Annotated in this window: 22 protein-coding genes; 14 read left to right on the top strand and 8 right to left on the bottom strand. The window is 66.4% G+C overall.

Features of this window, described 5'->3' with window-relative positions; genetic code table 11:
- Positions 1–144 precede the first annotated feature (144 nt).
- Entirely contained in the window at positions 145–309 is a 165-nt protein-coding gene (locus tag LL06_RS27660) for a hypothetical protein (RefSeq protein ID WP_161784969.1), read from the top strand.
- A 103-nt stretch (positions 310–412) separates the two neighbouring features.
- On the opposite strand, the gene aspS is transcribed toward LL06_RS27660, so the two are convergent.
- On the bottom strand, positions 413–2,200 hold the full coding sequence (gene aspS, locus LL06_RS11630; protein ID WP_035526583.1) for an aspartate--tRNA ligase: 1,788 nt from the start codon (positions 2,198–2,200) through the stop codon (positions 413–415).
- A 231-nt stretch (positions 2,201–2,431) separates the two neighbouring features.
- Here aspS and LL06_RS11635 point away from each other — a divergent pair, with 231 nt between their 5' ends.
- The 6 genes from LL06_RS11635 (at position 2,432) to LL06_RS11660 (ending at position 7,529) form a co-directional block, all read left to right on the top strand.
- The gene (locus tag LL06_RS11635) at positions 2,432–3,727 is read left to right on the top strand and encodes an MFS transporter (RefSeq protein ID WP_081963929.1); all 1,296 of its coding nucleotides are present in this window, start codon (positions 2,432–2,434) and stop codon (positions 3,725–3,727) included.
- Positions 3,728–3,742: 15 nt separating this feature from the next.
- Complete coding sequence (gene rnd, locus LL06_RS11640; protein ID WP_035526730.1) at positions 3,743–4,888, top strand: ribonuclease D; 1,146 nt, start codon at positions 3,743–3,745, stop codon at positions 4,886–4,888.
- Between the two features lie 423 nt (positions 4,889–5,311).
- Positions 5,312–5,926, top strand: a complete 615-nt coding sequence (locus LL06_RS11645; RefSeq protein WP_035526585.1) for a TetR/AcrR family transcriptional regulator — start codon at positions 5,312–5,314, stop codon at positions 5,924–5,926.
- Positions 5,923–6,348: a VOC family protein gene (locus LL06_RS11650; RefSeq protein ID WP_035526588.1), complete on the top strand. Its 426-nt coding sequence runs from the start codon at positions 5,923–5,925 to the stop codon at positions 6,346–6,348. Before LL06_RS11645 ends, LL06_RS11650 begins: the two co-directional genes overlap by 4 nt.
- 46 nt (positions 6,349–6,394) lie before the next feature.
- The gene (locus LL06_RS11655; RefSeq protein WP_035526591.1) at positions 6,395–7,096 is read left to right on the top strand and encodes a DUF899 domain-containing protein; all 702 of its coding nucleotides are present in this window, start codon (positions 6,395–6,397) and stop codon (positions 7,094–7,096) included.
- Between the two features lie 70 nt (positions 7,097–7,166).
- On the top strand, positions 7,167–7,529 hold the full coding sequence (locus LL06_RS11660) for a DUF1428 domain-containing protein (protein WP_035526594.1): 363 nt from the start codon (positions 7,167–7,169) through the stop codon (positions 7,527–7,529).
- Between the two features lie 37 nt (positions 7,530–7,566).
- Here the strand turns inward: LL06_RS11660 and LL06_RS11665 are convergent, their stop codons facing one another.
- The 5 genes from LL06_RS11665 to LL06_RS11685 form a co-directional block, all read right to left on the bottom strand.
- The gene (locus LL06_RS11665; protein WP_035526596.1) at positions 7,567–9,093 is read right to left on the bottom strand and encodes a Ppx/GppA phosphatase family protein; all 1,527 of its coding nucleotides are present in this window, start codon (positions 9,091–9,093) and stop codon (positions 7,567–7,569) included.
- A 169-nt stretch (positions 9,094–9,262) separates the two neighbouring features.
- Positions 9,263–11,476: an RNA degradosome polyphosphate kinase gene (locus tag LL06_RS11670; RefSeq protein ID WP_035526599.1), complete on the bottom strand. Its 2,214-nt coding sequence runs from the start codon at positions 11,474–11,476 to the stop codon at positions 9,263–9,265.
- A 58-nt stretch (positions 11,477–11,534) separates the two neighbouring features.
- Entirely contained in the window at positions 11,535–12,239 is a 705-nt protein-coding gene (gene hdaA, locus LL06_RS11675) for a DnaA regulatory inactivator HdaA (RefSeq protein WP_035526602.1), read from the bottom strand.
- Positions 12,239–13,366 carry an AI-2E family transporter gene (locus tag LL06_RS11680; RefSeq protein ID WP_052161464.1) on the bottom strand — a complete coding sequence of 376 codons (1,128 nt, stop codon included), beginning with the start codon at positions 13,364–13,366 and terminating at the stop codon, positions 12,239–12,241. Before LL06_RS11680 ends, hdaA begins: the two co-directional genes overlap by 1 nt.
- A 47-nt stretch (positions 13,367–13,413) precedes the next feature.
- Positions 13,414–13,959: a CDP-alcohol phosphatidyltransferase family protein gene (locus LL06_RS11685; protein ID WP_035526734.1), complete on the bottom strand. Its 546-nt coding sequence runs from the start codon at positions 13,957–13,959 to the stop codon at positions 13,414–13,416.
- A gap of 203 nt (positions 13,960–14,162) precedes the next feature.
- Here LL06_RS11685 and purM point away from each other — a divergent pair, with 203 nt between their 5' ends.
- From purM to LL06_RS11715, 6 genes are all read left to right on the top strand, one after another.
- Positions 14,163–15,233, top strand: a complete 1,071-nt coding sequence (gene purM / locus LL06_RS11690; RefSeq protein WP_035526605.1) for a phosphoribosylformylglycinamidine cyclo-ligase — start codon at positions 14,163–14,165, stop codon at positions 15,231–15,233.
- Positions 15,230–15,865, top strand: a complete 636-nt coding sequence (gene purN, locus LL06_RS11695; RefSeq protein WP_152599578.1) for a phosphoribosylglycinamide formyltransferase — start codon at positions 15,230–15,232, stop codon at positions 15,863–15,865. Before purM ends, purN begins: the two co-directional genes overlap by 4 nt.
- A gap of 276 nt (positions 15,866–16,141) precedes the next feature.
- Positions 16,142–16,414: a hypothetical protein gene (locus tag LL06_RS11700; RefSeq protein ID WP_052161452.1), complete on the top strand. Its 273-nt coding sequence runs from the start codon at positions 16,142–16,144 to the stop codon at positions 16,412–16,414.
- A gap of 228 nt (positions 16,415–16,642) precedes the next feature.
- On the top strand, positions 16,643–17,644 hold the full coding sequence (locus tag LL06_RS11705) for a cupin-like domain-containing protein (protein ID WP_035526607.1): 1,002 nt from the start codon (positions 16,643–16,645) through the stop codon (positions 17,642–17,644).
- 2 nt (positions 17,645–17,646) lie between these two features.
- On the top strand, positions 17,647–18,903 hold the full coding sequence (locus tag LL06_RS26385; protein ID WP_201772331.1) for an aminotransferase class III-fold pyridoxal phosphate-dependent enzyme: 1,257 nt from the start codon (positions 17,647–17,649) through the stop codon (positions 18,901–18,903).
- A 186-nt stretch (positions 18,904–19,089) separates the two neighbouring features.
- Positions 19,090–20,361 carry a cyclopropane-fatty-acyl-phospholipid synthase family protein gene (locus LL06_RS11715; RefSeq protein WP_052161453.1) on the top strand — a complete coding sequence of 424 codons (1,272 nt, stop codon included), beginning with the start codon at positions 19,090–19,092 and terminating at the stop codon, positions 20,359–20,361.
- Positions 20,362–20,684: 323 nt separating this feature from the next.
- On the opposite strand, the gene LL06_RS11725 is transcribed toward LL06_RS11715, so the two are convergent.
- Entirely contained in the window at positions 20,685–21,107 is a 423-nt protein-coding gene (locus LL06_RS11725; RefSeq protein ID WP_035526611.1) for an organic hydroperoxide resistance protein, read from the bottom strand.
- Positions 21,108–21,228: 121 nt separating this feature from the next.
- On the opposite strand from LL06_RS11725, the gene LL06_RS11730 reads away from it, so the two are divergent.
- Positions 21,229–21,699, top strand: coding sequence for a MarR family transcriptional regulator (locus LL06_RS11730; RefSeq protein ID WP_052161454.1), 471 nt, complete (start codon positions 21,229–21,231; stop codon positions 21,697–21,699).
- A 286-nt stretch (positions 21,700–21,985) separates the two neighbouring features.
- Here LL06_RS11730 and LL06_RS11735 read toward each other — a convergent pair whose 3' ends face one another.
- Positions 21,986–24,124, bottom strand: a complete 2,139-nt coding sequence (locus tag LL06_RS11735) for a molybdopterin oxidoreductase family protein (RefSeq protein ID WP_052161455.1) — start codon at positions 24,122–24,124, stop codon at positions 21,986–21,988.
- Between the last annotated feature and the right edge of the window lie 74 nt (positions 24,125–24,198).

Consider the following 24,198-nt stretch of genomic DNA (forward strand, 5'->3'; position numbering starts at 1 on the left):
GCCTGACACAGCCGCCGCGTCATGGTTTGTGTTGCTTGTTCCGGCCCGCTAGCGCAGGGTGCGCAGGAGATTCTCGCAAGACCTGCGCATGCCCGACGGACCGCGCCGGCCGCCTCCCCCTCACACCCGAACTGGACCCTCTCCATGATCCGCTTCAAGTCCATCCCGGACGAAAAACCGGCCGCCAAGCCTGCCGAAAAGACAGCCGAAAAGCCGGCCAAGGCCAAGGCAAAGACACCCGCCCCGGCCAAAACGCCCCGGAAAGACCTGCTCGATCTCGAGCAGGACGAGGATGGCGGCAAGGACTGACACCGGCCCGCCCCAACCTTATCCGCAATCAAAAAAACGCTCGGGAGCAAGAAGGTTGCCCGGGCGTTTTGACAATTTGAATCCGGTTGCCCGGGTCTCAGGCCTATTCAGGCTTGGCCGGGATGGCGCGCAGCGAGAGTTCGCGCATCTGCGCAGGCGTGGCCGGGCTCGGCGCGCCCATCAGCAGGTCCTGGGCCTGCTGGTTCATCGGAAACAGCGCCACTTCGCGCAGGTTCTTGGCGCCGACGATCAGCATGATGACGCGGTCCACGCCCGCCGCCATGCCGCCGTGGGGCGGCGCGCCGTACTGGAAGGCGCGGTAGAGGCCGCCGAAGCGCTCCTCGACATCGGCCTGGCTCAGCCCGACCTTCTCGAAGGCCTTGACCATCAGGTCCGGCGACTGGTTCCGGATCGAGCCGGAGGCGATCTCGAAGCCGTTGCAGACCAGATCGTACTGGTAGGCCTTGATGGTGAGCGGATCCTGGCTCTCGAGCGCCTCCATTCCGCCCTGGGGCATGGAGAACGGGTTGTGGGCGAACTCGACCTTCTTGGCCTCCTCGTCCCATTCGTAGAACGGGAAGTCGACGATCCAGCAGAGCTCGAAGCGGTCGCGGTCGACGAGGTTCAGCTCCTCGCCGGCGCGGGTGCGCGCGTCGCCCGCGAACTTGGCGAACTTGGCGGGGTCGCCGGCGGCGAAGAAGCAGGCGTCGCCGTCATCAAGCCCCATCTGCACGCGGATCGCCTCGGTGCGCTCGGGCCCGATGTTCTTGGCGATGGGGCCCGCGCCTTCCAGCACGTCGCCTTCCTTGCGCCAGAAGATATAACCGAGCCCCGGCTGGCCCTGCCCCTGCGCCCAGGAGTTCATCCGGTCGCAGAAGGCGCGGGAGCCGCCTGATTTGGCGGGAATCGCCCAGACCTCGACCTTCGGGTTGTTGGCGATCATGCCGGCGAAGACCTTGAAGCCGGAGCCGGCGAAATGCTCGGTCACGGCCTGCATCTCGATCGGGTTCCTCAGGTCCGGCTTGTCGGAGCCGTAGGTGCGGATCGCCTGGTCATAGGGAATGCGGCGGAACTTCTGCGTCACCGGCTTGCCTTCGGCGAACTGTTCGAAGACGCCGCGCATCACCGGCTCCATCGTGTCCCAGACGTCCTCCTGGGTGACGAAGCTCATTTCCAGGTCAAGCTGGTAGAATTCACCCGGCAGCCGGTCGGCGCGCGGGTCCTCGTCGCGGAAGCAGGGCGCGATCTGGAAATAGCGGTCGAAGCCCGCCACCATCAGAAGCTGCTTGTACTGCTGCGGCGCCTGCGGCAGCGCGTAGAACTGGCCGGGATGGATGCGCGACGGCACCAGGAAGTCGCGCGCGCCCTCGGGCGAGGACGCGGTCAGGATCGGCGTCGCGTATTCGGCGAAGCCGATCTCGGTCATGCGGCGGCGCATGTCGGCGATCACCTTGGTGCGGGTGACGATGTTGCGGTGCAGGGTCTCGCGGCGCAGGTCGAGGAAGCGGTATTTCAGCCGCACGTCCTCGGGATAATCGGGCTCGCCGAACACCGGCAGCGGCAATTCCTTGGCGGCCGACAGCACCTCGATCTCCTGGGCGAAGACCTCGATCTCGCCGGTGCCGAGATTGGCGTTGATGGTCTCGGGCATGCGCTCCTTGACGACGCCGTCGATGCGGATCACCCATTCGCCGCGGACCTTCTCGGCGGTCTTGAAGGCGGGCGAATCCGGATCGGCCACCACCTGGGTCAGGCCGTAATGGTCGCGCAGGTCGATGAACAGCAGACCGCCATGGTCGCGCACACGGTGCACCCAGCCCGAAAGCCTGACAGTGGCGCCTGCATCGCTCTTGCGAAGCGCGGCGCAGGTGTGGGAACGGTAGCGGTGCATGGCATATCCTCGATGGCTGGAACCCGTGGCCAAGATCGGCGGTTCGGCGGGGTGCAAGGGGCACGGATCGCCGCTTCGGCGCACGGTAAAAATCGCGCGGAAAAGCGCATGACCCACCCGGTTTGTCAAGGCGAAAGGGCGCAACCCGGCTGTGCATTGGCGGGATTTCACCGCGACGGCCCGGCATTTTCGATATAGGGTCGAGGTCTTGTTTCTCGCATCCGGCCCGTCATGTCCTCGCTTCGTCCGCTCGTGCCCCTCCTGACCACCGCCGGCGTGCTGCTGGCGGGCAACGGGCTACAGGGAACGCTGATCACGCTGCGCGGCTCGGCGGAAGGTTTCTCGGCCAGCGTCATCGGCCTGTCCGGCGCCGGATACTATCTGGGATTCATCATCGGCTGCTGGATGACGCCCTGGCTCTTGCGGACCTCCGGCCACATCCGCGCCTTCGCGGCGATGACGGCGGTGGCGGCCTGCGCCTCGCTCGCCATGGTGCTGGTGATCGACCCGTTCTTCTGGTTCCTGATGCGGCTCGTCACCGGCATCTGCTTCGCCTCCCTGTTCGCCAATGTCGAAAGCTGGATCAACGCGCAGGTGACCAACGCCAACCGGGCGCGGACGCTGGCGATCTACCGGTTCGTCGACCTGGGCGCGGTGACGGCGTCGCAGTACCTGCTGCCCGTGGTCGGGATCGACGGCTTCGAGATCTTCGCGATCATGACCATGCTCATCATCCTGTCGATCGTGCCGGTGTCGCTCGCCGACCGGTCGAACCCGGCCGCGCCTGCGCCGTTCTCCTTCAGCCCGAAGCGATTGTGGATGGTCTCGCCGCTGGCCTCGGCGGGCGCCATCACGGTGGGGCTGACGACGGCCTCGTTCCGCTCGGTCGGGCCGCTCTACGCCGAGGATCTCGGCATGCAGGTGGGCGACATCGCCTCGTTCATGAGCGCGGGCATCATCGGCGGGATCGTGCTGCAGTATCCGCTGGGGTATCTCTCCGACATCATCAGCCGCCGCTCGGTGCTGCTGATGGCGACGTCGGGCTCGACCATCTGCGGGTTGTTCATGGTCTGGTTCGCCGGCTCCAACGTGGCGCTCAACCTGATCGGCATCTTCCTGTGGGGCGCGTTCACCCTGCCGCTCTACTCGCTCTCGGCGGCGCATGCCAATGACCGGGCGAAGCCGGGGGAATATGTGCAGATCGCCTCGGGGCTGATGTTCTTCTGGGCCATCGGCGCCTCCATCGGCCCGCTGCTGTCGGCGGTGCTGGTCGACTGGCTCGGCGCCTCGGCCTTCTTCACCTTCATCTGCTCCATGCACGGCGCCTTCGTCGTCTACACCATCGTGCGGATCTTCCGCGGCGGGCCGGACGACCCCGATCGCGGCCGGTTCGCGGGATTGTTGCGCACCTCGCCGATCTTCGCGCGCATGGCGGCGCAGTCGGTGGATCGCGGCGGCGACAGCGCCGCGGAGGCGGAAGACGCCGATGCACAGCCAGGGCAAGACAAAGCTCAATTTTCCGGGTAAAGGCCAAACATGGACATGATTACAACGACCGAGGCGCTTGCCGCCTTCTGCGCCCGCCTTGCCAGCCACACCTATGTCACCGTTGACACCGAGTTCCTGCGCGAGACGACCTACTGGCCCGAACTCTGCCTGATCCAGATGGCGGGGCCGGAGGATGAGGGCATTGTCGACCCCATGGCCGAAGGCCTTGATCTCAAACCGTTTTTCGACCTGATGGCGGATGCCTCGGTGATCAAGGTGTTTCATGCCGCCCGGCAGGACATCGAAATCATGGTCAATCGCGGCGACCTGGTTCCGCATCCGATCTTCGACACCCAGGTGGCGGCGATGGTGTGCGGTTTCGGCGAATCGATCTCCTATGACCAGCTCGTGTCGCGGATCACCGGCGCGCCGATCGACAAATCCTCGCGGTTCACCGACTGGAGCCACCGGCCGCTCTCCGAAAAGCAGCTCGATTACGCGCTGGCCGACGTCACGCATCTGCGCGACGTCTATCTCGAGCTGGTCGCACGGCTCGAAGCCGAGGGCCGCGGCCACTGGGTGGCCGACGAGATGGCGGTGCTGGAATCGCGCGCCACTTACGAGATGGATCCCGAGGACGCCTGGAAGCGGCTGAAGATGCGGGTGAAGAAGCCGGTGGAGCTGTGCGTGCTGCAGCATGTAGCGGCCTGGCGGGAACGCGAGGCGCGCGCGCGCAACGTGCCGCGCGGCCGGGTGATCAAGGACGACGCGATCTACGAGATCGCCCAGCAGCAGCCCAGGGACGCCGAGGCGCTGGGGCGGCTGAGGACCATCGCGCGCGGCTGGGAGCGCTCGGCCCAGGGCGCCAAGCTGCTCGAGATCGTCAACCAGGCGCTGGCGACGCCCAAGGAGGACATGCCGCGGCTGCCCCGACACCGGCAGGCGCCGGAGGGCGCGCAGTCCGCGGTGGAGCTGCTGCGGGTGCTGCTCAAGCTGACGGTCGAGAAGGAAAACGTCGCCGCCAAGATCATCGCCACCTCGGATGATCTGGAATCGATCGCCATCGACGGCGAGGACGCCGACGTGCCCGCGCTCAAGGGCTGGCGCAGGGAGTTGTTCGGCGACCGGGCGCTCAAGCTGATCCGCGGCGAGCTGGCGCTCAAGTTCACCGACAAGAAGGTCGACGCGCTGGAGCTGTAGGCGCACCCCTGCCTTGGCGCCTGGCGCCCAGGCTTCGCGGCCGCTCCTTGAAACCGCGAAGTTAATTCGATCCGGCCCTTGCAATCCGGAATCTTCTGTCCCATATTGGTTTCAACAAGAGATTTGTCTCCACCCTGACCACGGATGTACTGGCAGGATGTGTTGAGGCAATTTGGGAAGGTCGGTGCGAATTTCGCCCGGCCTTTTTCCGTTTCTGATCCCTATGAGACGCAGAGTGTGGTGCGTGAGAATGCCCGGCGGGGCTGACCGGGCGCGGCAAAGAGCGCCGCTCCGGTTCCCGACTTTCGCACGGGCCAGCCTCGCCCCGTTCCCCGCAGGAGACCGCCCTGCCCCGGACGACCGCACTTTTCCCCTTGCCAACATACCAACCGGTTGGTATTTTTCCGCCCAAAGGAAACACCCATGCCGCCTCGCGCCGTCAATGCCCGTATCCGTCTTCTCGAAGCCGCCCGCGATGTCATTCGCGCGAAAGGCTTTGCCGCCACCACCGTGGACGATCTGTGCAGGCAGGCGGGCGTGACCAAGGGCGCCTTCTTCCACCACTTCAAGAGCAAGGAAGAACTGGGCGTCGCCGCGGCCGATTTCTGGTCGGAGACCACCTCGGCGCTGTTTGCCGCCGCGCCCTACCACCAGCCGGACGATCCGTTCGACCGGCTGATCGCCTATCTTCAGTTCCGCAAGGAACTGCTCGCGGGGGACCTCGCCGAGTTCACCTGCCTGGTCGGCACCATGGCGCAGGAGGTCTTTGACAGCGCGCCAGCGATCCGCGAGGCCTGCCACGCCTCGATATCGGGCCATGCGATGACGCTGGTCCCCGACATCCGCGCGGCGATGGACGCGCGCGGCGTGAGCGGCTTCACGCCGGAGAGCCTGGCGCTGCACACCCAGGCCGTCCTGCAGGGCGCGTTCATTCTGGCCAAGGCCGGAAACTCGGTGACCCTGGCCCAGGACAGCGTCGATCATCTCATCCGCTACGTATCCATGGTGTTTTCTCAAGCCGGGAAGGAGAAGAAATGAGCGCGACATCCGATTACCGAGGGCTGATGCACGGGGTGATCCCCTATGCCACCGTCGACGGCGCCGACAGGGCGATCGAGTTCTACCGACGCGCCTTCGGCGCGGTCCTGCATGGCGACATCACCCGCAGCGACGACGGCCGCGTTCTCAATGCCGCCATCGAGATCGACAACGGCATGTTCATGCTGATGGACCCGTTCCCCGAACATGGCTCCCAGCCTTCGACCGGCAGCAACTTTGTGCTGCAACTGGTCATCAGCGACGGCGATCTCTGGTGGAACCGCGCGGTCGCGGCGGGATGCGCGGTGGTGTCGCCGTTCAAGCTCGAATTCTGGGGCGACCGTTACGGCCGCGTCCGCGATCCCTTCGGCCTCGAATGGGCCTTCAACGAACCGGCGCTTGAGAAACAGCAACGCCTGTGAAACCCTGCCGCCGGCGATGGCGGCCTAGCTGGAGAGGAGCAGCGCAATGAACCCGATAGTCGATGAAGCCGCCTGGAGATCCGCCCATGCGGAACTGCTGGCCCGCGAAAAGGAGCTGACACGGGAGCTCGACAGGCTCGCCGCCGAACGGCGCCGCCTGCCCTGGATGCGGGTGGAGAAGGACTACCGTTTCACCGGGCCCGAGGGCGAGACCGATCTCGAGGGCCTGTTCGAGGGCCGCAGCCAGCTCATCATCTATCACCACATGCTCAAGCCCGATGACCCGGCGCCCTGCCCCGGCTGCAGCATGGTCGGCGATCACATGCCGCATCTGGCGCATCTCCATACCCGCGATGTGACGCTGGCCTTCATCGCGCGGGCGCCGTCGCCGCAGATCGAGGCCTACAAGCGCCGCATGGGCTGGACGATGCCGTTCTACCAGAGCACCGACAGCTTCGGTCCGGATTTCGGCATCGACGGCGGCTTCGGGCTCAATGTGTTCCTGAACACCGGGCACGGCATCATGCGCACCTATTACACCAGCGGCCGCGGCGTGGAGAGCCTGGGAACGCCGATGACGCTGCTCGACGTCACGCCCTTTGGCCGCCAGGAGACCTGGGAAGAGTCGCCCGAAGGCGTGCCCCAGGGCGAGCCCTATAGCTGGTGGCGGCGGCATGACGAATATGATCCGCAGCCCTCCGCCCCGAGCGCCGCCCGGCGCCGGGCGTCGCAGCGGACGCCCGCCTGATCCGCGCCGGGCGGGACCGCCCGGAACCTCGGCAATGACCGTTCAAGCCATAGCAAAAGGGAGATTGATGATGAGCTATGTCCAAGGATTTCTGCTCGCCGTTCCGAACGAGAACAAGGGCAAATACACCGAACTCGCGGTCACGGCAGCCAAGGTCTTCCGCGACAATGGCGCGCTGTCCGTGGTGGAAACCTGGGGAGAGGATGTGCCGGACGGCAAGCTCACCTCGTTTCCGATGGCGGTCAAGCTTGAGGAAGGCGAATCCGTCGTCTTCTCCTGGATCGTCTGGCCCGACAAGGAATCCTGCACGTCGGGCATGGAGGCTTCCATGAAACAGCTCGACGACATCTTCGGCGCGGAGCAACTGCAGAAGGTGCCGTTTGACGGCAAACGCATGATCTGGGGCGGCTTCGAGACGATCGTCGAAGCCTGACTGTCGCGAAGACGGCCGGGCGGGATCCGCCCCGCCGTCAGCCGACGCGGAAGCCCAGGCGCTTGCCGGTGAGCTTGGCGAGCTGTTGCAGGCGGCCTTCCAGCCGCTCGCCGACGAAGGCTGCACAGTCGCGCGGCACCACGAGCACCAGATCGACGTCGCCATCGGCGGGCGTGGCCGGCGCGAAGGCCAGCCGCGGCACGACCCCGGGCATGGAGGCCGAGAACAGGTAGACCACCCGCAGCATGCCGCCCAGGAGCTTGGCGTAGTCGAGATATTTCTGACCGGCGATCGCGGCCAGCCCGGAGGAGACCCCGTCGTCGTTGAGTCCCTCGAAGCGAAAGTAGTTGGCGAGCGCGATATAGGCGCGACCGCTGTGGGTGATGCCGGTAAAGGTGGAGTGGGCGATGATATTGAGCGCCTGCAGGCCACGGTAGTCCGGGTGCGCGCGCCAGGAGATGTCGGCCAGCAGGCAGGCGGCCTGGCGGTAGCGGGCATCCTCCTCGGTCTCGTTGACGCCGAAGGCCGGGAACATCCGGCCGGTCCAGGCGGCGAGTTCGCGGGCATGCTCGGGCGAGCGGGCGCGCAGGATCGCCAGTTCGCTCGCGGCCGTGAGCAGCGGATCGCGCGCGGCCTCGGCGCGGCCGAGCAGCGAATAGAGATAGCCTTCGCGCACCCCGAGCGCCGAAAAGCTCACGCGCCCCGCCTTCATGGCGATCAGCGTCTCCTGCAGCGCCACCGCGCCGTAGGGCAGAAGCCCGCGCCGGCTTCTGGAAATCGCCTTGATGGCGCTGATCCGCGACTGCTTCATCGCCGAGACCTCGCCCAGGAATTCGATCGCCGGGCCGGCCTCGATCTCGTAGGCCTGCATCATGTGCAGCGGATAGTTGCTGATCTCCATGTGCAGCTTGGCGATGTTGCGCCAGGTGCCGCCAACCGCATAGAAGGTCCGCCCCTCGCCGCCCTGCAACACCGGCGATTTCCTCAGCGCCCGGCGGGCGATGGAGCGCGCCCGGGAGATCGAGTTGCCGGACATTTCCGCAAGCCGCAGCCCGCCCAGCGGCAGGGTCTGGCCGCCGGAATGGTCCGTGCCCCTGACATCGACCAGTTCAAGCGAGCCGCCGCCCAGATCGCCGGCGATGCCGTCGGGCTGGTAATAGCCGGCGATGATGCCGAGCGCGGAGAAATGCGCCTCTTCCTCGCCGGTCAGCAGCCTTATGCGGCATCCCAGGATGATTTCCGCCTTCTCGATGAAATCAGCGCCGTTCTCGGCCTCGCGCGCGGCGGCGGTGGCGAGCACGTGCATTTCCGAGGCGCGCGCCTGCTCGGACAGGGCGCGGAAGCGTGTCAGCGCCGCTAGCGCGCGGGCGATGCCGGTCTCGTCCATGCGGCCGGTCGCGGCGAGGCCCTTGCCCAGGCCGCACAGGACCTTCTCGTTGAACAGCACCGACGGCGCGCGGCTCAGCCCCTCATAGATCACCAGCCGGACGGAATTGGAGCCGATGTCGATGACGGACACCGGGTGAATCCCCGGCAGTCGTCCCTGAGCTTCCGATTCCACCATATCTATCGCGCTTCACGGTTTGCGTGACCCACTCCGCCGCAGCCGCGCCGGATCAGGGACAAGAGGTTTCGAGGCGTTATATATGCAACGCAGGAGAACCGGAACCCGTTCCGCGCCTGGCCGGGACTCATGGTCATGATCGTCCGCTGCTTCAGGGTCAGGGCCGGACTCAGCGCTTGCTGCGCGTGGTCCGCGCCAACCGGTCGGCGATCAGCTTGGGAGCATTCGACTTGAGCGCTTCGCCTCTGCCGGACAGGCTGGGGTTGGTCATGAAATATACCTGTGCATTGAACGGCTCCTCGTCCTCGCCGGGTTCAATCCGGCGCGACGTTCCGTCAGGCAATATCTCGTAACTCTGCTGGTTGTCGATCATGTTGCCGAGCATAATCTGCGACAGGACCTGTTCATGCACAGTCTTGTTGGACAACGGCACCAGCGTTTCAACGCGGCGGTCGAGATTGCGCGGCATCAGGTCGGCCGAGCCGATATAGACCAGCGCCTCGGCCGAGGGCAGGCCCTGGCCGTTGCCGAAGCAATAGATCCGGCTGTGCTCGAGGAAGCGGCCGACGATCGACTTGGCGTGGATGTTCTCCGACAGGCCCGGCACCTGCGGCCTCAGGCAGCAGATGCCGCGCACGACCAGATCGACCTCGACGCCGGCCTGGCTGGCGCGGTAGAGCGCGTCGATGATCTGCGGGTCCACCAGCGAATTCATCTTCATCCAGATCGCCGCGGGCCGCCCGGCCTCGGCATGGCGGATCTCGGCCTCGATATTGTCGACGATGCGGGTGCGCAGGTTGAGCGGCGACACCGCGAGCTTGTTCAGCCCCTCGGGCTCGCCGTAGCCGGTGATGAAATTGAACACATGCGCCGTATCGCGCGCGATCACCGGGTCGCAGGTGAAATAGGACAGGTCGGTGTAGATCTTGGCGGTGATCGGGTGATAGTTGCCGGTGCCGAGGTGACAGTAGGTCACCAGCCTGCCCTCCTCGCGCCGCACGATCAGCGACATCTTGGCGTGGGTCTTGAGCTCGAGGAAACCGAAGACGACCTGCACGCCGGCGCGCTCGAGGTCGCGGGCCCAGCGGATATTGGCCTCCTCGTCGAAACGGGCCTTGAGCTCGACGAGCGCGGTCACCGACTTGCCTGCCTCGGCCGCATCGACCAGCGCGCGCACGATCGGGCTGTCGTTGGAGGTACGGTAGAGCGTCTGCTTGATCGCCAGAACGTCCGGGTCGCGCGCCGCCTGGAACAGGAACTGGACTACCGCGTCGAACGATTCATACGGGTGATGAACGACCAGATCCTTCTCACGAATGGCGGCAAAGGTATCGCCGGCGTGCTCGCGGATGCGTTCGGGAAATCGCGCGTTGTAGGGCTCGAACTTCAGATCGTCGCGCGGCGCCTTGGTGATTTCCGACAGGGTGTTGAGCGCCAGCAGCCCGGGCAGGACGGCGACCCGGTTCTCGGGCACGTTGGTCTGCTGCACCACGAAATCGCGCAGCGCCTGCGGCAGTTCGGAATCGAATTCGATGCGGATGACCGAGCCGCGGCGGCGGCGCTTGAGCGCGCTTTCGAACAGGCGCACCAGGTCCTCGGCCTCTTCCTCCACCTCGATGTCCGAATCGCGGATGATGCGGAAGGTGCCTGTGGCGCGCACCTCGTAGCCGGGATAGAGCGAGCTGATGAACAGGCTCACCACATCCTCGAGCGTGATGTAGCGGATGGCGCCGTCGAGATCGGGCAGGCGCAGGAAACGGTCGAGCGCCACCGGCAGGCGGATCAGCGCCGTCATCGGCTCGTTGGCGGCCTTGGAGGCGAGCTGGAGGCAGATCGAGAAGCCGAGATTGGGGATGAACGGGAACGGATGGGCGGGATCGATCGACAGCGGCGTGAGCACCGGGAAGATCGACTGCAGGAACTCGTTCTCGAGCCACTCCATATCGCCCTCGGCGAGCATCGAGGGGCGGACGATGTAGATGTTCTCGGCGGCGAGGTTCTGCTGCAGGATCGCCAGCGAGGCCTGCTGCTCGAGCTGCAGCCCGTCGATCTCCTCGAGAATGCTGTCGAGCTGCTCGCTCGGCGACATGCCGTCGGCGGAGCGGTTGGCGATGCCCTGGCGCACCTGGCCCTCGAGGCCGGCGACGCGGACCATGAAGAACTCGTCGAGATTGGCCGCCGAAATCGACAGGAAGCGGACCCGTTCGAGCAGCGGGTGGCTGGAATTCAGGGTCTCCTCGAGCACCCGCCGATTGAACTGCAGCCAGGAGAACTCGCGGTTGACGAAGCGCTCGGGGCTCGTGAGCAGGTCCTGCAGCGGCGTTTCCGAGGCCACCGGATCGATCCGCAATTCGCTTCCGCCCGCACTTTCGACATTATCCATTCCGCGCTCCGACTGTCCCGTTCCTGACCCGTCCGTCTATAGCACAACAAAGAAGGAACTATGACACTTCGATGTCGCCTTTTCCGGCATCCATTTCCGCCATCACCTCGGCGGCGAGCGCGCGGGTGATCTTCGAGCCGCGGGCCAGCGCAAGCTGGTCGATGCGGGTGACGATCGCCCGCGCGGCGGCGAGCGAGCGCTCCATCCGGGCGACCAGCCAGTCGATGATCCGGTCGTCGACGGCGACCTGCCGGTCGGCAAACAGCTTGACCATGACCTGGGCCAGAAGCGCCTCGTCGGGTTCGGCGATCTCGACCACGGTGGCGGCCTTCAGGCGCGAGGCGAGATCGGGCAAGGTGACTTTCCAGGCCGAGGGCCAGAGCCGGGTGGTGATCAGCAGCCAGTTGCCGTGCTCGCGCACGGCATTGATGAGATGAAACAGTGCCGTCTCGTCAAACGGCGCGCGGTCGATGTCCTCGATGAGCACCGGACCCAGCGCCGCCATCTCGAGCACCATCGGGTCGGCGCGCGCGATGTCGACCCTTCGCGCGCCGACGCGGTCGGTCCAGATGCGGGCGAGATGGGATTTGCCCGATCCCGTCGGTCCGGCCAGGATGACCACCGGCGACGGCCAGTCCGGCCAGCGGTCGATGATCCCGACCGCCGCGCCCAGGCTCTCCGACACGATCAGGTCGTCGCGGCCTGTCGCCGGATCATGATCGAATGCGAGCGGCAATTGCCGGGTCAGGGGCTGCTTGTTCATCACTCCGGCGCGGCTCCGCCGGAGGGCCCGGGAGCCTGCGCGTCCGGCCCCCGCGTGCCCGAATAGAGATCGCTGTTGAGGTACCGGTTTATGGCGAACCGGACCAGCACGCCGACCGAGGCGGCCGCGGGCACGGCGATCAGCATGCCGACGAAGCCGAACAGCGCGCCGAAGGCGAACAGCGCAAACATCAGCCAGACCGGATGCAGGCCGACCGAGGAGCCGACCAGCCGCGGCTGCAGGATGTTGCCCTCGAAGAACTGGCCCACGGCGAAGACGGCGACGACCGCGCCGATCATGACGAAATCGGGCCAGAACTGGACGATGGCGACGATCAGCGCCAGCACCAGCCCGACCAGCGAGCCGACATAGGGAATGAAGCTGATGAGGCCCGCGAACAGGCCGATCAGCAGGCCGAAATTGAGCCCGACCATCATCAGGCCGACGGCATAGATCAGGCCGAGGATGATGCAGACGCTGCCCTGGCCGCGCACGAAGCCGGCGATGGTGCGGTCGATCTGGGTGGCAAGCTGGCGCACGGTCGCCAGATGGTCGCGCGGAATCCAGCTATCGACCTTGGCGATCATGTTGTCCCAGTCGAGCAGCATGTAAAAGGCCACCACCGGCGTGACCACGAACAGCGCGGCGATGTCGATCAGCGCCATGCCCGAGTTCCAGATCTGCTGGAAGATGGTGCCGACGAAACCGGCGCCCTCCTTCAGGAGCGCTGCGAAACTGTCCTTGATCTGGCCGAGCTGGCCGGAGATCCAGTCCGGCAGCAGCGTCCGCTCGGAAGCCAGCAGTTCCTGGAGCTGGGTGATGTAGCCGGGAATGCGCCCGCCCAGGTCGACGGCTTGGGTGACGAGGATCGGCACCAGCACCACCAGCGCCACAGCGAAGATCGCCAGGAAGGAGACCAGGATGACCAGCGTCGCCATCAGCCGCGAGAGGCCGCGGCGCTCGAGCCAGTCGGCCACCGGATCGAGGAAATAGGCCAGCGCCATGCCGGCGATGAACGGCAGCAGGATCGAGCGGAACAACATCAGGAAGCCGACGAACACCGCCAGCGCGATCAGCCAGAACAGGATCTGCCGCCGCAGCGCCACCGCATCAAAATGAGTCGCCATGATCACCTCGCTTGGGGCCGCCCTGGAGCCGGCCGCACCGCATCCTGCTAACCGGCCGCGCCCTCGCCCGCCATGTGCCTGAGCCAGGTGACGAGATAGGCGCCCGCCGAGGCTATGGTCAAGCCCGCAACCGCATAGAGCATCCCTGCGATGAGGGCGTCAAGCCGGACGATCCCGGCCAGATCGGCGAGCACCAGGATGAGCAGGACGATCTGCAGCAGGGTATTGGCCTTGGACACCATCAGCGGCCGCATCTCGACCGGATTGTCCATCAGGCTCGACAGCACCACCGCGGCGATGATCATGCCGTCCCGGGAGACCGCCAGAATGACCAGCCAGGACGGAAGCACGCCGAGCCATCCCAGCATGACGAAGACGCTGACCAGCAGGAACTTGTCGGCCATGGGGTCGAGCCAGGCGCCGAGTTCGGACTTCTGGTTGAACTGCCGGGCGATCGCCCCGTCGACCGCGTCGGTGACGCCGGCAAGCACGAACAGGAGCAGCGCCGTCATCATGTCGCCGTCGATCATGCAGTACAGGACCAGCGGGACGATGAGGAAGCGGGCGACCGTGATGTAATTTGGCACTGTCATGGGCGGCATTTCTTCCTGGCTGGAACCGGATATGGCGTCGGCGCCGGGGATTTCCAAGTCCGTGCGCCCCCTCTAGCATCGCCGCGTCCGGTTTTCCCGTCAAATGTCGCGCCCGATCGCGTGCTCCGGCTTGCGGAATGGCCCGCAAAATGCCATCCCCCGCACGAGACAAGCGCCTTTGAACCCGAAGGAAGGGAAGCCCGATGGCGGATCCGAAGAACGGCCTCACCTATGCCCAGGCCGGCGTCGACATCGATGCCGGCAACGAGATGGTCAACCGCATCAAGCCGTTGGTGCGCTCGACCCGCCGGCCCGGCGCCGACGGCGAGATCGGCGGATTCGGCGGGCTGTTCGACCTCAAGGCCGCGGGATTCACCGATCCGGTGCTGGTGGCCGCCAATGACGGCGTCGGCACCAAGCTCAAGGTGGCGATCGAGGCGGGGATGCATGACACGGTCGGCATCGATCTGGTCGCCATGTGCGTCAACGACCTGGTGGTCCAGGGCGCCGAGCCGTTGTTCTTCCTCGATTACTTCGCCACCGGCAAACTCGACCCCGAACAGGGTGCGGCCATCGTCGGCGGCATCGCCCAGGGCTGCCTCCAGGCCGGCTGCGCGCTGATCGGCGGGGAAACCGCCGAGATGCCCGGCATGTACCGCGACGGCGACTACGACCTCGCCGGCTTCGCCGTGGGTGCTGCCGAACGCGGCCAGCTCCTGCCATCGGGCACGCTGTCGGAGGGCGACGTGGTGCTGGGGCTCGCCTCCTCGGGCGTCCATTCCAACGGCTATTCGCTGGTGCGCCGCGTCGTCGAGATGAGCGGCCTCGGCTATGATGCGCCCGCGCCGTTCGATCCGTCGAAGAGCCTGGGCGCGGCGCTGATGGAGCCGACTCGGATCTATGTCAAATCGCTGCTGGCCGTAATCCGCGAGACCGGCGCGATCCAGGCACTGGCGCACATCACCGGCGGCGGATTCCCCGAAAACCTGCCGCGCGTGCTGCCCGCTCACCTTGCCGCCGAGATCGAGCTCGACTCCATTTCCGTACCGAAGGTGTTTTCCTGGATCGCCGGCACCGGCGGGGTGGCGGCCCAGGAAATGCTGCGCACCTTCAACTGCGGCGTCGGCATGATCGCAGTGGTCAAGGCCGACGAGGCCGACCGGGTGGCGGACGCGCTTGAGGCCCAGGGCGAGAGCGTGATCCGACTCGGGCGGCTGGCCGCGCGCGGCGAAGGCCAGGCGGGCGTGTCCTACAAGGGGACACTGGCGCTGTGAGCGCCGCCGAAAGGGTGCCGGTCGCGGTGCTGATCTCCGGGCGCGGATCGAACATGGGCGCGCTGGTCGCGGCCTCGCAGGAGCCGGATTTTCCCGCCCGCATCGTCTGCGTGATTTCCGACAAGGCCGACGCCGCGGGACTCGCGCACGCCCGCGAACAGGGGATCGAGGCGGTGGCGGTCCCCCGCCGCGATTATCCTTCCAAGGCCGAGCACGAGGCGGCGGTGATCGCGACGATCGAGGCGTCCGGCGCCAGGATCATCGCGCTGGCGGGCTACATGCGGCTGCTCTCGGCAGATTTCGTCCGGCGCTATGCGGGCCGGATGATCAACATCCATCCCTCGCTGCTGCCCGCGTTTCCCGGTCTCGCCACCCATGAGCGGGCGCTGGCCGCCGGATGCCGGGTGCATGGCTGCACCGTCCATTTCGTCACCGAGGGCATGGACGAGGGTCCGATCATCGAGCAGGAGGCGATACGTGTCGTCCCGGACGACACGGCCGACACGCTCGCCGCCCGCGTGCTCGCGGCCGAGCACCGGATCTATCCCCGGGCGCTCGCCATGCTGGCGCGCGGCGAGGTCCGCATGGGCAGCGGCGGGCGCACCGTGCACAAGGTCCCGTCCGGCGATTGATCCAGGACCATTCCGCTGGCCTGCGGATTCCTCAAAAGGTTGTATTTCTGGTTCACGCCACCTTTACTTGTGATCTGTTTCTGGTACTTTGGTTGCGTCACTGCTTTAATACAACCTTTGCCTGATCCAAAAGCCCGATGCCTGCGGGAGGTGATAGCGCGGTTGCCGGCCGGAGCCGGGCGAAATCCTGCCCGATCTCCGACCCGCCCTGCCGTGTGAGCGGTTCCGCAGTCCGGCATTGCGCTCAGACAGGCCTCGTTCCGAGAGGAGAAGTCCATGTCGCATTTCTCGTCCAAGCCTCCATCCGAAGCAAAACCTGCCCCGACCGGCTTTTTCCGCGGCGGCCTGATGCCCGCGGCGCCGCTCGACCATGCGTCGCTGATCGTTTTCGACATCCGTTCGCTCAAGCTCAGCGTCGCCGAAGGCCGCGAGATCGAGGGCGAACTGCGCGAGGCGCTGTTCAAGATGCTGGCCTCGCGCAAGAAGGGGCGCGCCGACCTCAGCGCCGCCGATATCGGCGGTACGGTCCTGGGCATCGCCATCGAGTGACCCGGTGACCGGGCGTTGGTGCGGCGACCGGATGCGCGCACCCTGGGAACGGCCCCCGTCCCGGCGAGGCCTCGACCGGGGAGCACGCCCGGTCTTCCGGACCGGTGCGTCGGACCTGACGCATCGCGCCGCTCTGGCCCCGCCCCGCAGCCCCTGCCCGACCGCGTGCCTCCGGCCTTGCCGGGCCAAGCATGCCGTGTCTGAAACCATCCTTCTGGAGGGATCGCCATGAGCGAAGCCGCCGTCAAGCAGCCGTCCGACGACTGGACCGAATGGGCGGCGCACAACCTGGCGATGGGCGTAGCCGCAGCCGACATCGCCGCCGAACTCGGCAAGGCCGGCCTGTCCGCGCCGGAGGCGCAGCGCCTGATTGCCGGCATCGAAAGCAGCCCGGTGTTCCGCGCGGCGCGGCGGCTGGGCGGCGAGGTGCGCAAATGGACCGTGCTCACGGACACGCTGCTGGCGCTCGAGGGCCTGACCCATGACTACGACCGCGTGCCGCGCGTGTCGGGCCTGTCGTCCGAGGCGTTCCTGCGCGAGTACTACGCGCTCAACCGGCCGGTGATCCTCGAGGACGTGGTGGACGCTTGGCCCGCCCTGGGAAAATGGGACCTCGACTTCCTGGCCCGGCATTTCGGCCAGTGCCCGATCACCTACCAGCACGGCCGCTCGAAGAGCGACCACCGCGATTCCTTCGTCGATCACAGCACGCGGGCGACGCTGTCGGGCTATATCGACCTGATCCGGGACGGGGCCGAGACCAATGACTATTACCTCATCGCCCATGACAGGATCCTCGACCGGCCGGACTTCAAGCCGCTGCTCAACGACATTGTCTTCGACCCGCGCTATTTCGATCCCGTCTCCCGGCCCGGGCGGGTGTTCTTCTGGCTCGGCCCGAAGGGAACGCTGACGCCGATGCACCGGGACCTGGGCAATGTGTTCTTCGCCCAGGTGATGGGGCGCAAGCGGGTGACGCTGATCCCGTCCAAGCAAATGCACAAGGTTTACAACCAGACCGGCTATCACAGCGAGATCGACTTCGAGAAGGATGACCTGTCGGACTACCCGCTGCTCGAGGGCGCGCATATCGTCGAGGAGGTGATCGCGCCCGGCGAACTCTTGTTCATCTCGATCGGCTGGTGGCATGCGGTCAAATCGCTCGATGTCAGCATCACCGTGACCGGCAACAATTTCCGCTTCCCCAACGTGTTTTCGGAGATCTTCTAGACTTGGCCGACAGGGTCCGTCCGGATCGGGAGGACCGGGAGCCAAAGCTCGATGTCGGCCGGTCCTCGGCCCTGCTCAAGCGCCTGCGGCAGAGCGAGGCGCTGCTCGCCGCCCGGCCGGGGATGTATTTCACCGGCTATGAGCGGATCGGCGGCAATCCGGTGTTCATCGACCGGGCCGAGGGCGCCCGGCTGCGCGACATCGACGGCAATATCTACACCGATTACCTGCTCGGCTTCGGCTCCGTGGTGCTGGGCCATGGCCATCCGGAGGTGAACCGGGCGGTCATGGCGGCGCTCGGGCGCGGCGTCAATCCAACGCTGCTCGATGTCGCCCATCTCGATCTCGCCGAGCGCATCGTCGGGCTGGTGCCCTCGGCCGATCTCGTCACCTTTCTCAAGACCGGGTCGGACGCCGTCGACGCCGCGGTCCGCCTCGCCCGGGCCGTGACCGGACGGTCGCATGTGCTGCATTACGGCCATCACGGATGGCACGACTGGTGCTCCGCCTCTCCAGGCGTGCCCGACGCCGCGCGGTCGCTGCTGCACCGGTTCGCCTACAACGACCTGGACAGCGTGCGCGCCCTGTTTGACGCCCACCCGGGCGAGATCGCCTGCGTGGTGATGATGCCCTATGAGCTCGAGCCGCCGCAGCCGGGCTACCTCACGGCCATGAAGCAGCTCACGCATCAGAACCGCGCGCTGTTCATCCTCGACGAGGTGCGATCGGGGTTCCGCATCGGGCTCGGCGGGGCGCAGGGCGCATTCGGCGTCGCCCCCGACATCTCGGCCTTCGGCAAGGCGATGGCCAACGGCCATGCGATCTCGGCGCTGGCCGGGCGGCGCGAGATCATGGCGAGGATCCTCGAGCTCGGGCTGACGGTCACCTATTTCCGCTCCCCCGACGCGATGGCCGCCTCGCTCGCCACGATAGGGATCCTCGAGCGCGAGGATGTGCCGGCACGGCTGAAGAGGCTGGGCCGGCGGCTGATGGACGGCCTCGACCAGGCCGCGCTGAAAGCCCGCGTCCCGGCCCGCTCCGTGGGCCTCGAGGCGACGCCGTTCCTCCGCTTCGAGCACGAGCGGGAGGCCGAGCGCGACCGGGCGCTGCGGCTGTTCTGCAACGGCATGCTGGCGCGCGGGCATTTGATGACGCCGGCGCATCACTGGTTCCTCTGCGCCGCCATGACCGAGGACGACATCGACCGGACCGTCCGGGCCGCCGAACGCACGCTGGCGGACATCGCAGCCGCGATCTGACGGCGCCGATGGAGGCCCCGTCCGACAATCTTGACCTTTGCCTCGGATCTTGACTTTATGGCAGGCTCCGTCGAGTCGATGGCTTGGCGGCATCAGGGCACAATATTACGCCGGACCGGTGACTTATGCCGCTTTGCTGAGGCAGCCCATCGCCCGTCCGGCCCCAAATGATTGATTGGAGACGCCATGCCTTCTCTCCACGGACTGCTCGACAAAGCCATCAGCAACGGCCGATTGACGGTCACCGACGCCAGGGGCCAGACCCGCGTCTACGGCGGCAAGGGACCGGGTCCGGAAGCCGCCATCCGCTTCACCACGCCGTCGGTGGCGCGCAAGATCTTCCTCAATCCCGAGCTCAAGGCGGCGGAAGCCTATATGGACGGCGAACTGGTGATGAGCGAGGGCTCGATCCACGACCTGATCCGGCTGTTCTTCGCCAACAAGCACCAGTTCGACCTCACCCCCAGCCAGATCTTCTGGCGCGGCGTCGCCCGCGGGCTCAGGCGCTTCCAGCAGAACAATGCGCTGTCGCGGGCGCGGGGCAATGTGCAGGCGCATTACGACATCGGCGAAGAGATCTACCGGCTGTTTCTCGACGCCGACATGCAATATTCCTGCGCCTATTTTCCCGAAGGCACCGAGACGCTGGAACAGGCGCAGACGCTGAAGAAGCGTCATCTCGCCGCCAAGCTGCAACTGGCCGACGGCCAGAGGCTGCTCGACATCGGCTGCGGATGGGGCGGGCTCGGGCTCTATCTGGCCCATCTCGCCGACATCGAGGTGGTGGGCGTGACGCTGTCGGAACGGCAGCTTGCCGTGGCCCGGCGCAGGGCCGAGATCCTCGGCGTCAGCGACCGGGTGAAATTCGAGCTGATCGACTACCGCGAGGTTGAGGGCAAGTTCGACCGCATCGTCTCGGTGGGCATGCTCGAACATGTCGGCGTGCACTATCTCACCCCCTATTTCCTCACCGTGCGCGACCGGCTCTCGCCCGACGGCGTGGCGCTGATCCATTCGATCTCGTCCAAGGCGCCGCCCGGGGTCACCGGGCCGTTCCTGCGCAAGTACATCTTCCCCGGCGGCTACGCGCCGTCGCTGTCGGAAGCGGTCTCGGCGATCGAACTGTCGGGGCTTTGGATCCTCGACTGCGAGATCTGGCGCTGCCACTACGGCCACACGCTCCGCCACTGGCGCGACCGTTTCGACGCCAACCGGGCGCGGGCCGCCGAGGTGATGGACGAGCGCTTCTGCCGGATGTGGGAGCTGTATCTGTCGATGTGCGAATGCGCCTTCATGCAGGGCGCGAGCAACGTGTTCCAGATCCAGCTCGGCCGCGAGCGCGACGTGGTGCCGCTCACCCGCGACTACATCGCGATCGAGGAAGCCCGCATCGCCGAGCGCGAGACCCAATTCCTCGACCGCGTGGTGGCGAGCGCCAAACAGGCGCTGGAGGAATGACAAAAGCCCGGACGCTGGGCGCCCGGGCCGAGAGTGCTGACAACCCCGCAGCTTCGTCCACTTGTCGTTTTGTGGTGGCTGTCCCTCGAAACCCGTCATGCCGGACTTGATCCGGCATCCAGCGCGATCAAGTCCTTGATCGCGAAAGACTCTTTCACGGCGCCGACGCGCCGTGGCTGGATTCCGGCTCAAGGCCGGAATGACGGAGGACATGGCCCCGTCATTCCGGGATGATTTTGTCGACAAGCTGAGCCCGGACGCGGCGCGCCCGGGCTTGGGTCTGTCAGAAGCGGGCCAGTTTTGGCCTTGCCCGATGCCTGAACTCAGGCGAGCTCGGGCGTGATCTTGAGCGTGCCGGATGTGGCGTGCGAATAGGGGCAGACCTTGTGGCCGCCGGCGATCAGGTCTTCCGCCACGTCCTTGTCGATCCCCGGCAGGTCCACCTTGATCTTGACGTCGAGGCCGAAGCCCGTGTCCTCGCGCGGGCCGATGCCGACGGTGACGGTGACATTGGCGTCGTCGGGCACCTTCACCTTCTTCTGGCCGGCATAGAACTTGAGCGCGCCCAGGAAACAGGCGGCGTAGCCGGTGGCGAACAACTGCTCCGGGTTCACGCCGCCGCCAGGTCCGCCCATTTCGGTGGGAACGGCGAGGTTGACGTCGAGGGCGCCGTCATGGGTCTTGGAATGGCCATCGCGGCCTCCGGTGGCGGTGGCGGATGCGCTGTAGACAATCTTGGTCGGCATGATATATTCCTTTCGTACGATTTAATCGTGTACGATATTAATCACCACCCCGGCGCCAAAGTCAACCGCTTGCGATTGAATCGCGCACACACTAATTTGATCGCAGAATGGAGACGAGATCATGACAAGGCAGGCAGGAGCGGACATGCGCGGCATCGACGTCGATTCGATGCTGTGTTTCGATCTCTATTCAACCCACCATGCGGTGGGGCAGATCTACACCCCCCTGCTGACCCCGCTCGGCCTCACCTACCCGCAATACCTCGTGCTGGTGGTGCTGTGGCGCAGCGACGATCTGGTCGTCGGCGAGATCGGCGAAAGGCTGCATCTGGAATCCTCGACGCTCACGCCGCTGATCAAGCGGCTGGAGGGCCAGGGCCTGGTCAGGCGGACCCGCGACGCCCGGGACGAGCGCAAGGTGCGCGTCACGCTGACGCCCGAAGGCAGGGCGCTGCGGCAGCAGGCGAGCCATATTCCCGGCTGCATCATGGCGGCCTTCGGCCTGCCTCTGGACGAACTGATCGCCCTGCACACCACACTGGGCCGGGTGCGCGCCTCGGTGCTCGCCCGCGCCGCGGCGGACGGGGCATAACCCCCACCCGGATCGCCTGCGCTTCGCTTGTCTCTCCGACCTCCCCTCAAGGGGGAGGTAGGGCATCGCGCCTGGCGGCGGCATGGAACCCGACCGCGGTGCCTTGCGTCCCCCTCCCCCTTGAGGGGAGGGGTCAGGGGTGGGGGTGCGCGGCCCCGCGATGAAAGAGGCAAAACCCTAAAGCCACCGCACCCGATGAGAGATAGACAGGGAATCGCCTCAGGCCCCGAACCGAGGCATGACGCGCTCACGCGAACCCGTGCGAACAACGCGCCATACGACGAAACTAAACCTTCCGCACCCACACCCGCGTGTCGTGAAACGCCGCGCCGCCGTAGGGGGCGCAGGAATCGGCGCCGGTGAGCGTGTTGATCCCCTCCCCGTCCTCGAAGGCGGAGTTCGGCCAGAGGCCCTCGTGGATGACCACGCCGCGGCGCTGGCCGGCGTCGAGCCGGGCGTGCATGGCGACCTCGCCGCGCAGGTTGCCGAGCCGCACCCGGTCGCCTTCGGCAATCCCGAGCGCCGCAGCGTCGTCGGGATGCATCATCAGGTCCGGCCGGACCTCCTTGGCCCGCGACGAGGCGGTTTCGGCAAAGCTGGAGTTGAGGAACGAGCGCGACGGCGAGGTGGCCAGCCGGAACGGGTGCTCCGCATCGGCGCTTTCGATCAGGTCGACATGATCGGGGAACTCCGGCAGCTTCTCCACCGGGCCCTGCGGCCCCATGCGCCTGGGCGGCCTGTTGGCGGCCGGGGTCCCGGTCCAGTCGGGCCGGAAGCGGAATTTGCCGTCCTTGTGGGCAAAGCCCTTGAGGAAATGCGCGGTCTCGAAATCGGGTTGCAGGTCGGCCCATTTGTCGGCCCGGAAGGTGTCGAAATCCCCCAGCCCCCGCTTTCCGAGCATATAGTCGATGTGCTCCCGCTCGGTCAGGCCGAAGCCTTCGCGGTCGCCGACGCCCAGGCGCCTGCCCAGTTCCTCGACCACATAATGGTTGGGCATCGGGCCCTCGGGCGGATCGACCAGCTTCGGGCCGAGCATGATGTGCTGGTGGCCGCCGCCGCGGTAGATGTCGTCATGCTCGAGGAACATGGTGGCGGGCAGCACCACGTCGGCGAGCCGCGCCGTGTCGGTCATGAACTGCTCGTGGACGGCGAGGAACAGGTCCTCGCGCCTGAGCCCCTCGACCACCTTGCGCTGCTCCGGCGCGACATTGGCGGGATTGGTGTTCTGCACCAGCATGGCGGTGACCGGCGGCCCGCCATTCAGCGCCTCGGCCTCCCCGGTCAGCACCCGGCCGATGCGCGACTGGTCGAGCCAGCGCAGGCCGGGATCGTAATATTTGCGGCCCTCGACCAGGGATTTGTCCAGCCGGAAAATATCGGAGTTGGAATGGAACGCGCCGCCACCCTCATGCTGGTAGCAGCCGGTGACGACCGCGAGCGACAGCGCCGCATGCATGTTGGCCGCGCCATTGCGCTGGCGGGTGAAACCGTAGCCAAGCCGGAAGAATGTCTTCTTCGTGGTGCCCACCAGCCGGGCGAAGGCCTCGATCTCGGCCGCGGGCACGCCGGAGATGGCTTCCGCCCATTGCGGCGTCCGCGCCTCCAGATGTGATTCAAGTCCCGCGGGGTCGTCGCTGAATTTGCTGAGATAATCGCGATCGGCGAGGCCCTCGCGAAACAGCACATGCATCACCGCGCAGGCAAACGCGCCGTCGGTGCCGGGCCTGAGCAGGATCTTGATGTCGGCCTGCTTCATGGTCGGATTGTCGTAGATGTCGATCACCGCGATCTTGGCGCCGCGTTCCTTGCGGGCGCGGATGGCGTGGGTCATGACATTGACCTGGGTCGAAACCGCGTTGGTGCCCCAGATCACCACGCAGTCGGACTTGGCCATCTCGCGCGGATCGGGCCCGCGCAGCGCGCCCGTGCCCATGGTGAAGCCGGTCCAGGCCAGGTTGGTGCAGAAACTGTCGAACTGGTTGGAATAGCCCTTGGCATGGCGCAGGCGGTTGATGCCGTCGCGCTGCACCAGGCCCATGGTGCCGGCATAATAGTTGAGCCAGACGGTTTCCGGGCCGAACCGGGCCTCGGCCCGCTCGAACCTTTCGGCGATCAGGTCGAGCGCCGCCCCGAAGCTCGCCTCCTTCCACTGCCCCTCGCCTTTCGCGCCGGCGCGGATCAGCGGCTTCAGGAGCCGGTCCGGATGGTGGATGCGCTCGGCATAGCGCGCCACCTTGGCGCAGATCACGCCGGCGGTGTAGCTGTTGCCCGGATCGCCGCGCACCCGGCCGATGCGGTTTCCCGCCAGAAGTTCCACCTCCAGCGCGCAGGTGGACGGGCAGTCATGCGGACAGGCGGAATGGCCGATGGCGGTGGCGGGGCCGGATGCGAGGGCGCCGGACTTAAGGGGGGTCGCGTCGTTCATGCTTTCTCTATAAGAGAATTCGCAACGATGCGCCACGCCGCGCGTGCCGCCATCGGATCAAAACAGGGACAGAT

This window comes from Hoeflea sp. BAL378, from assembly GCF_000759435.1.
Lineage (GTDB): Bacteria > Pseudomonadota > Alphaproteobacteria > Rhizobiales > Rhizobiaceae > Hoeflea.

Bases quoted from the DNA above. Each gene is read 5' to 3' on its own strand.
- LL06_RS27660 (WP_161784969.1), top strand. From the start codon at position 145: ATGATCCGCTTCAAGTCCATCCCGGACGAAAAACCGGCCGCCAAGCCT.
- aspS (WP_035526583.1), bottom strand. From the start codon at position 2,200: ATGCACCGCTACCGTTCCCACACCTGCGCCGCGCTTCGCAAGAGCGAT.
- LL06_RS11635 (WP_081963929.1), top strand. From the start codon at position 2,432: ATGTCCTCGCTTCGTCCGCTCGTGCCCCTCCTGACCACCGCCGGCGTG.
- rnd (WP_035526730.1), top strand. From the start codon at position 3,743: ATGATTACAACGACCGAGGCGCTTGCCGCCTTCTGCGCCCGCCTTGCC.
- LL06_RS11645 (WP_035526585.1), top strand. From the start codon at position 5,312: ATGCCGCCTCGCGCCGTCAATGCCCGTATCCGTCTTCTCGAAGCCGCC.
- LL06_RS11650 (WP_035526588.1), top strand. From the start codon at position 5,923: ATGAGCGCGACATCCGATTACCGAGGGCTGATGCACGGGGTGATCCCC.
- LL06_RS11655 (WP_035526591.1), top strand. From the start codon at position 6,395: ATGAACCCGATAGTCGATGAAGCCGCCTGGAGATCCGCCCATGCGGAA.
- LL06_RS11660 (WP_035526594.1), top strand. From the start codon at position 7,167: ATGAGCTATGTCCAAGGATTTCTGCTCGCCGTTCCGAACGAGAACAAG.
- LL06_RS11665 (WP_035526596.1), bottom strand. From the start codon at position 9,093: ATGGTGGAATCGGAAGCTCAGGGACGACTGCCGGGGATTCACCCGGTG.
- LL06_RS11670 (WP_035526599.1), bottom strand. From the start codon at position 11,476: ATGGATAATGTCGAAAGTGCGGGCGGAAGCGAATTGCGGATCGATCCG.
- hdaA (WP_035526602.1), bottom strand. From the start codon at position 12,239: ATGAACAAGCAGCCCCTGACCCGGCAATTGCCGCTCGCATTCGATCAT.
- LL06_RS11680 (WP_052161464.1), bottom strand. From the start codon at position 13,366: ATGGCGACTCATTTTGATGCGGTGGCGCTGCGGCGGCAGATCCTGTTC.
- LL06_RS11685 (WP_035526734.1), bottom strand. From the start codon at position 13,959: ATGACAGTGCCAAATTACATCACGGTCGCCCGCTTCCTCATCGTCCCG.
- purM (WP_035526605.1), top strand. From the start codon at position 14,163: ATGGCGGATCCGAAGAACGGCCTCACCTATGCCCAGGCCGGCGTCGAC.
- LL06_RS11700 (WP_052161452.1), top strand. From the start codon at position 16,142: ATGTCGCATTTCTCGTCCAAGCCTCCATCCGAAGCAAAACCTGCCCCG.
- LL06_RS11705 (WP_035526607.1), top strand. From the start codon at position 16,643: ATGAGCGAAGCCGCCGTCAAGCAGCCGTCCGACGACTGGACCGAATGG.
- LL06_RS11715 (WP_052161453.1), top strand. From the start codon at position 19,090: ATGCCTTCTCTCCACGGACTGCTCGACAAAGCCATCAGCAACGGCCGA.
- LL06_RS11725 (WP_035526611.1), bottom strand. From the start codon at position 21,107: ATGCCGACCAAGATTGTCTACAGCGCATCCGCCACCGCCACCGGAGGC.
- LL06_RS11730 (WP_052161454.1), top strand. From the start codon at position 21,229: ATGACAAGGCAGGCAGGAGCGGACATGCGCGGCATCGACGTCGATTCG.
- LL06_RS11735 (WP_052161455.1), bottom strand. From the start codon at position 24,124: ATGAACGACGCGACCCCCCTTAAGTCCGGCGCCCTCGCATCCGGCCCC.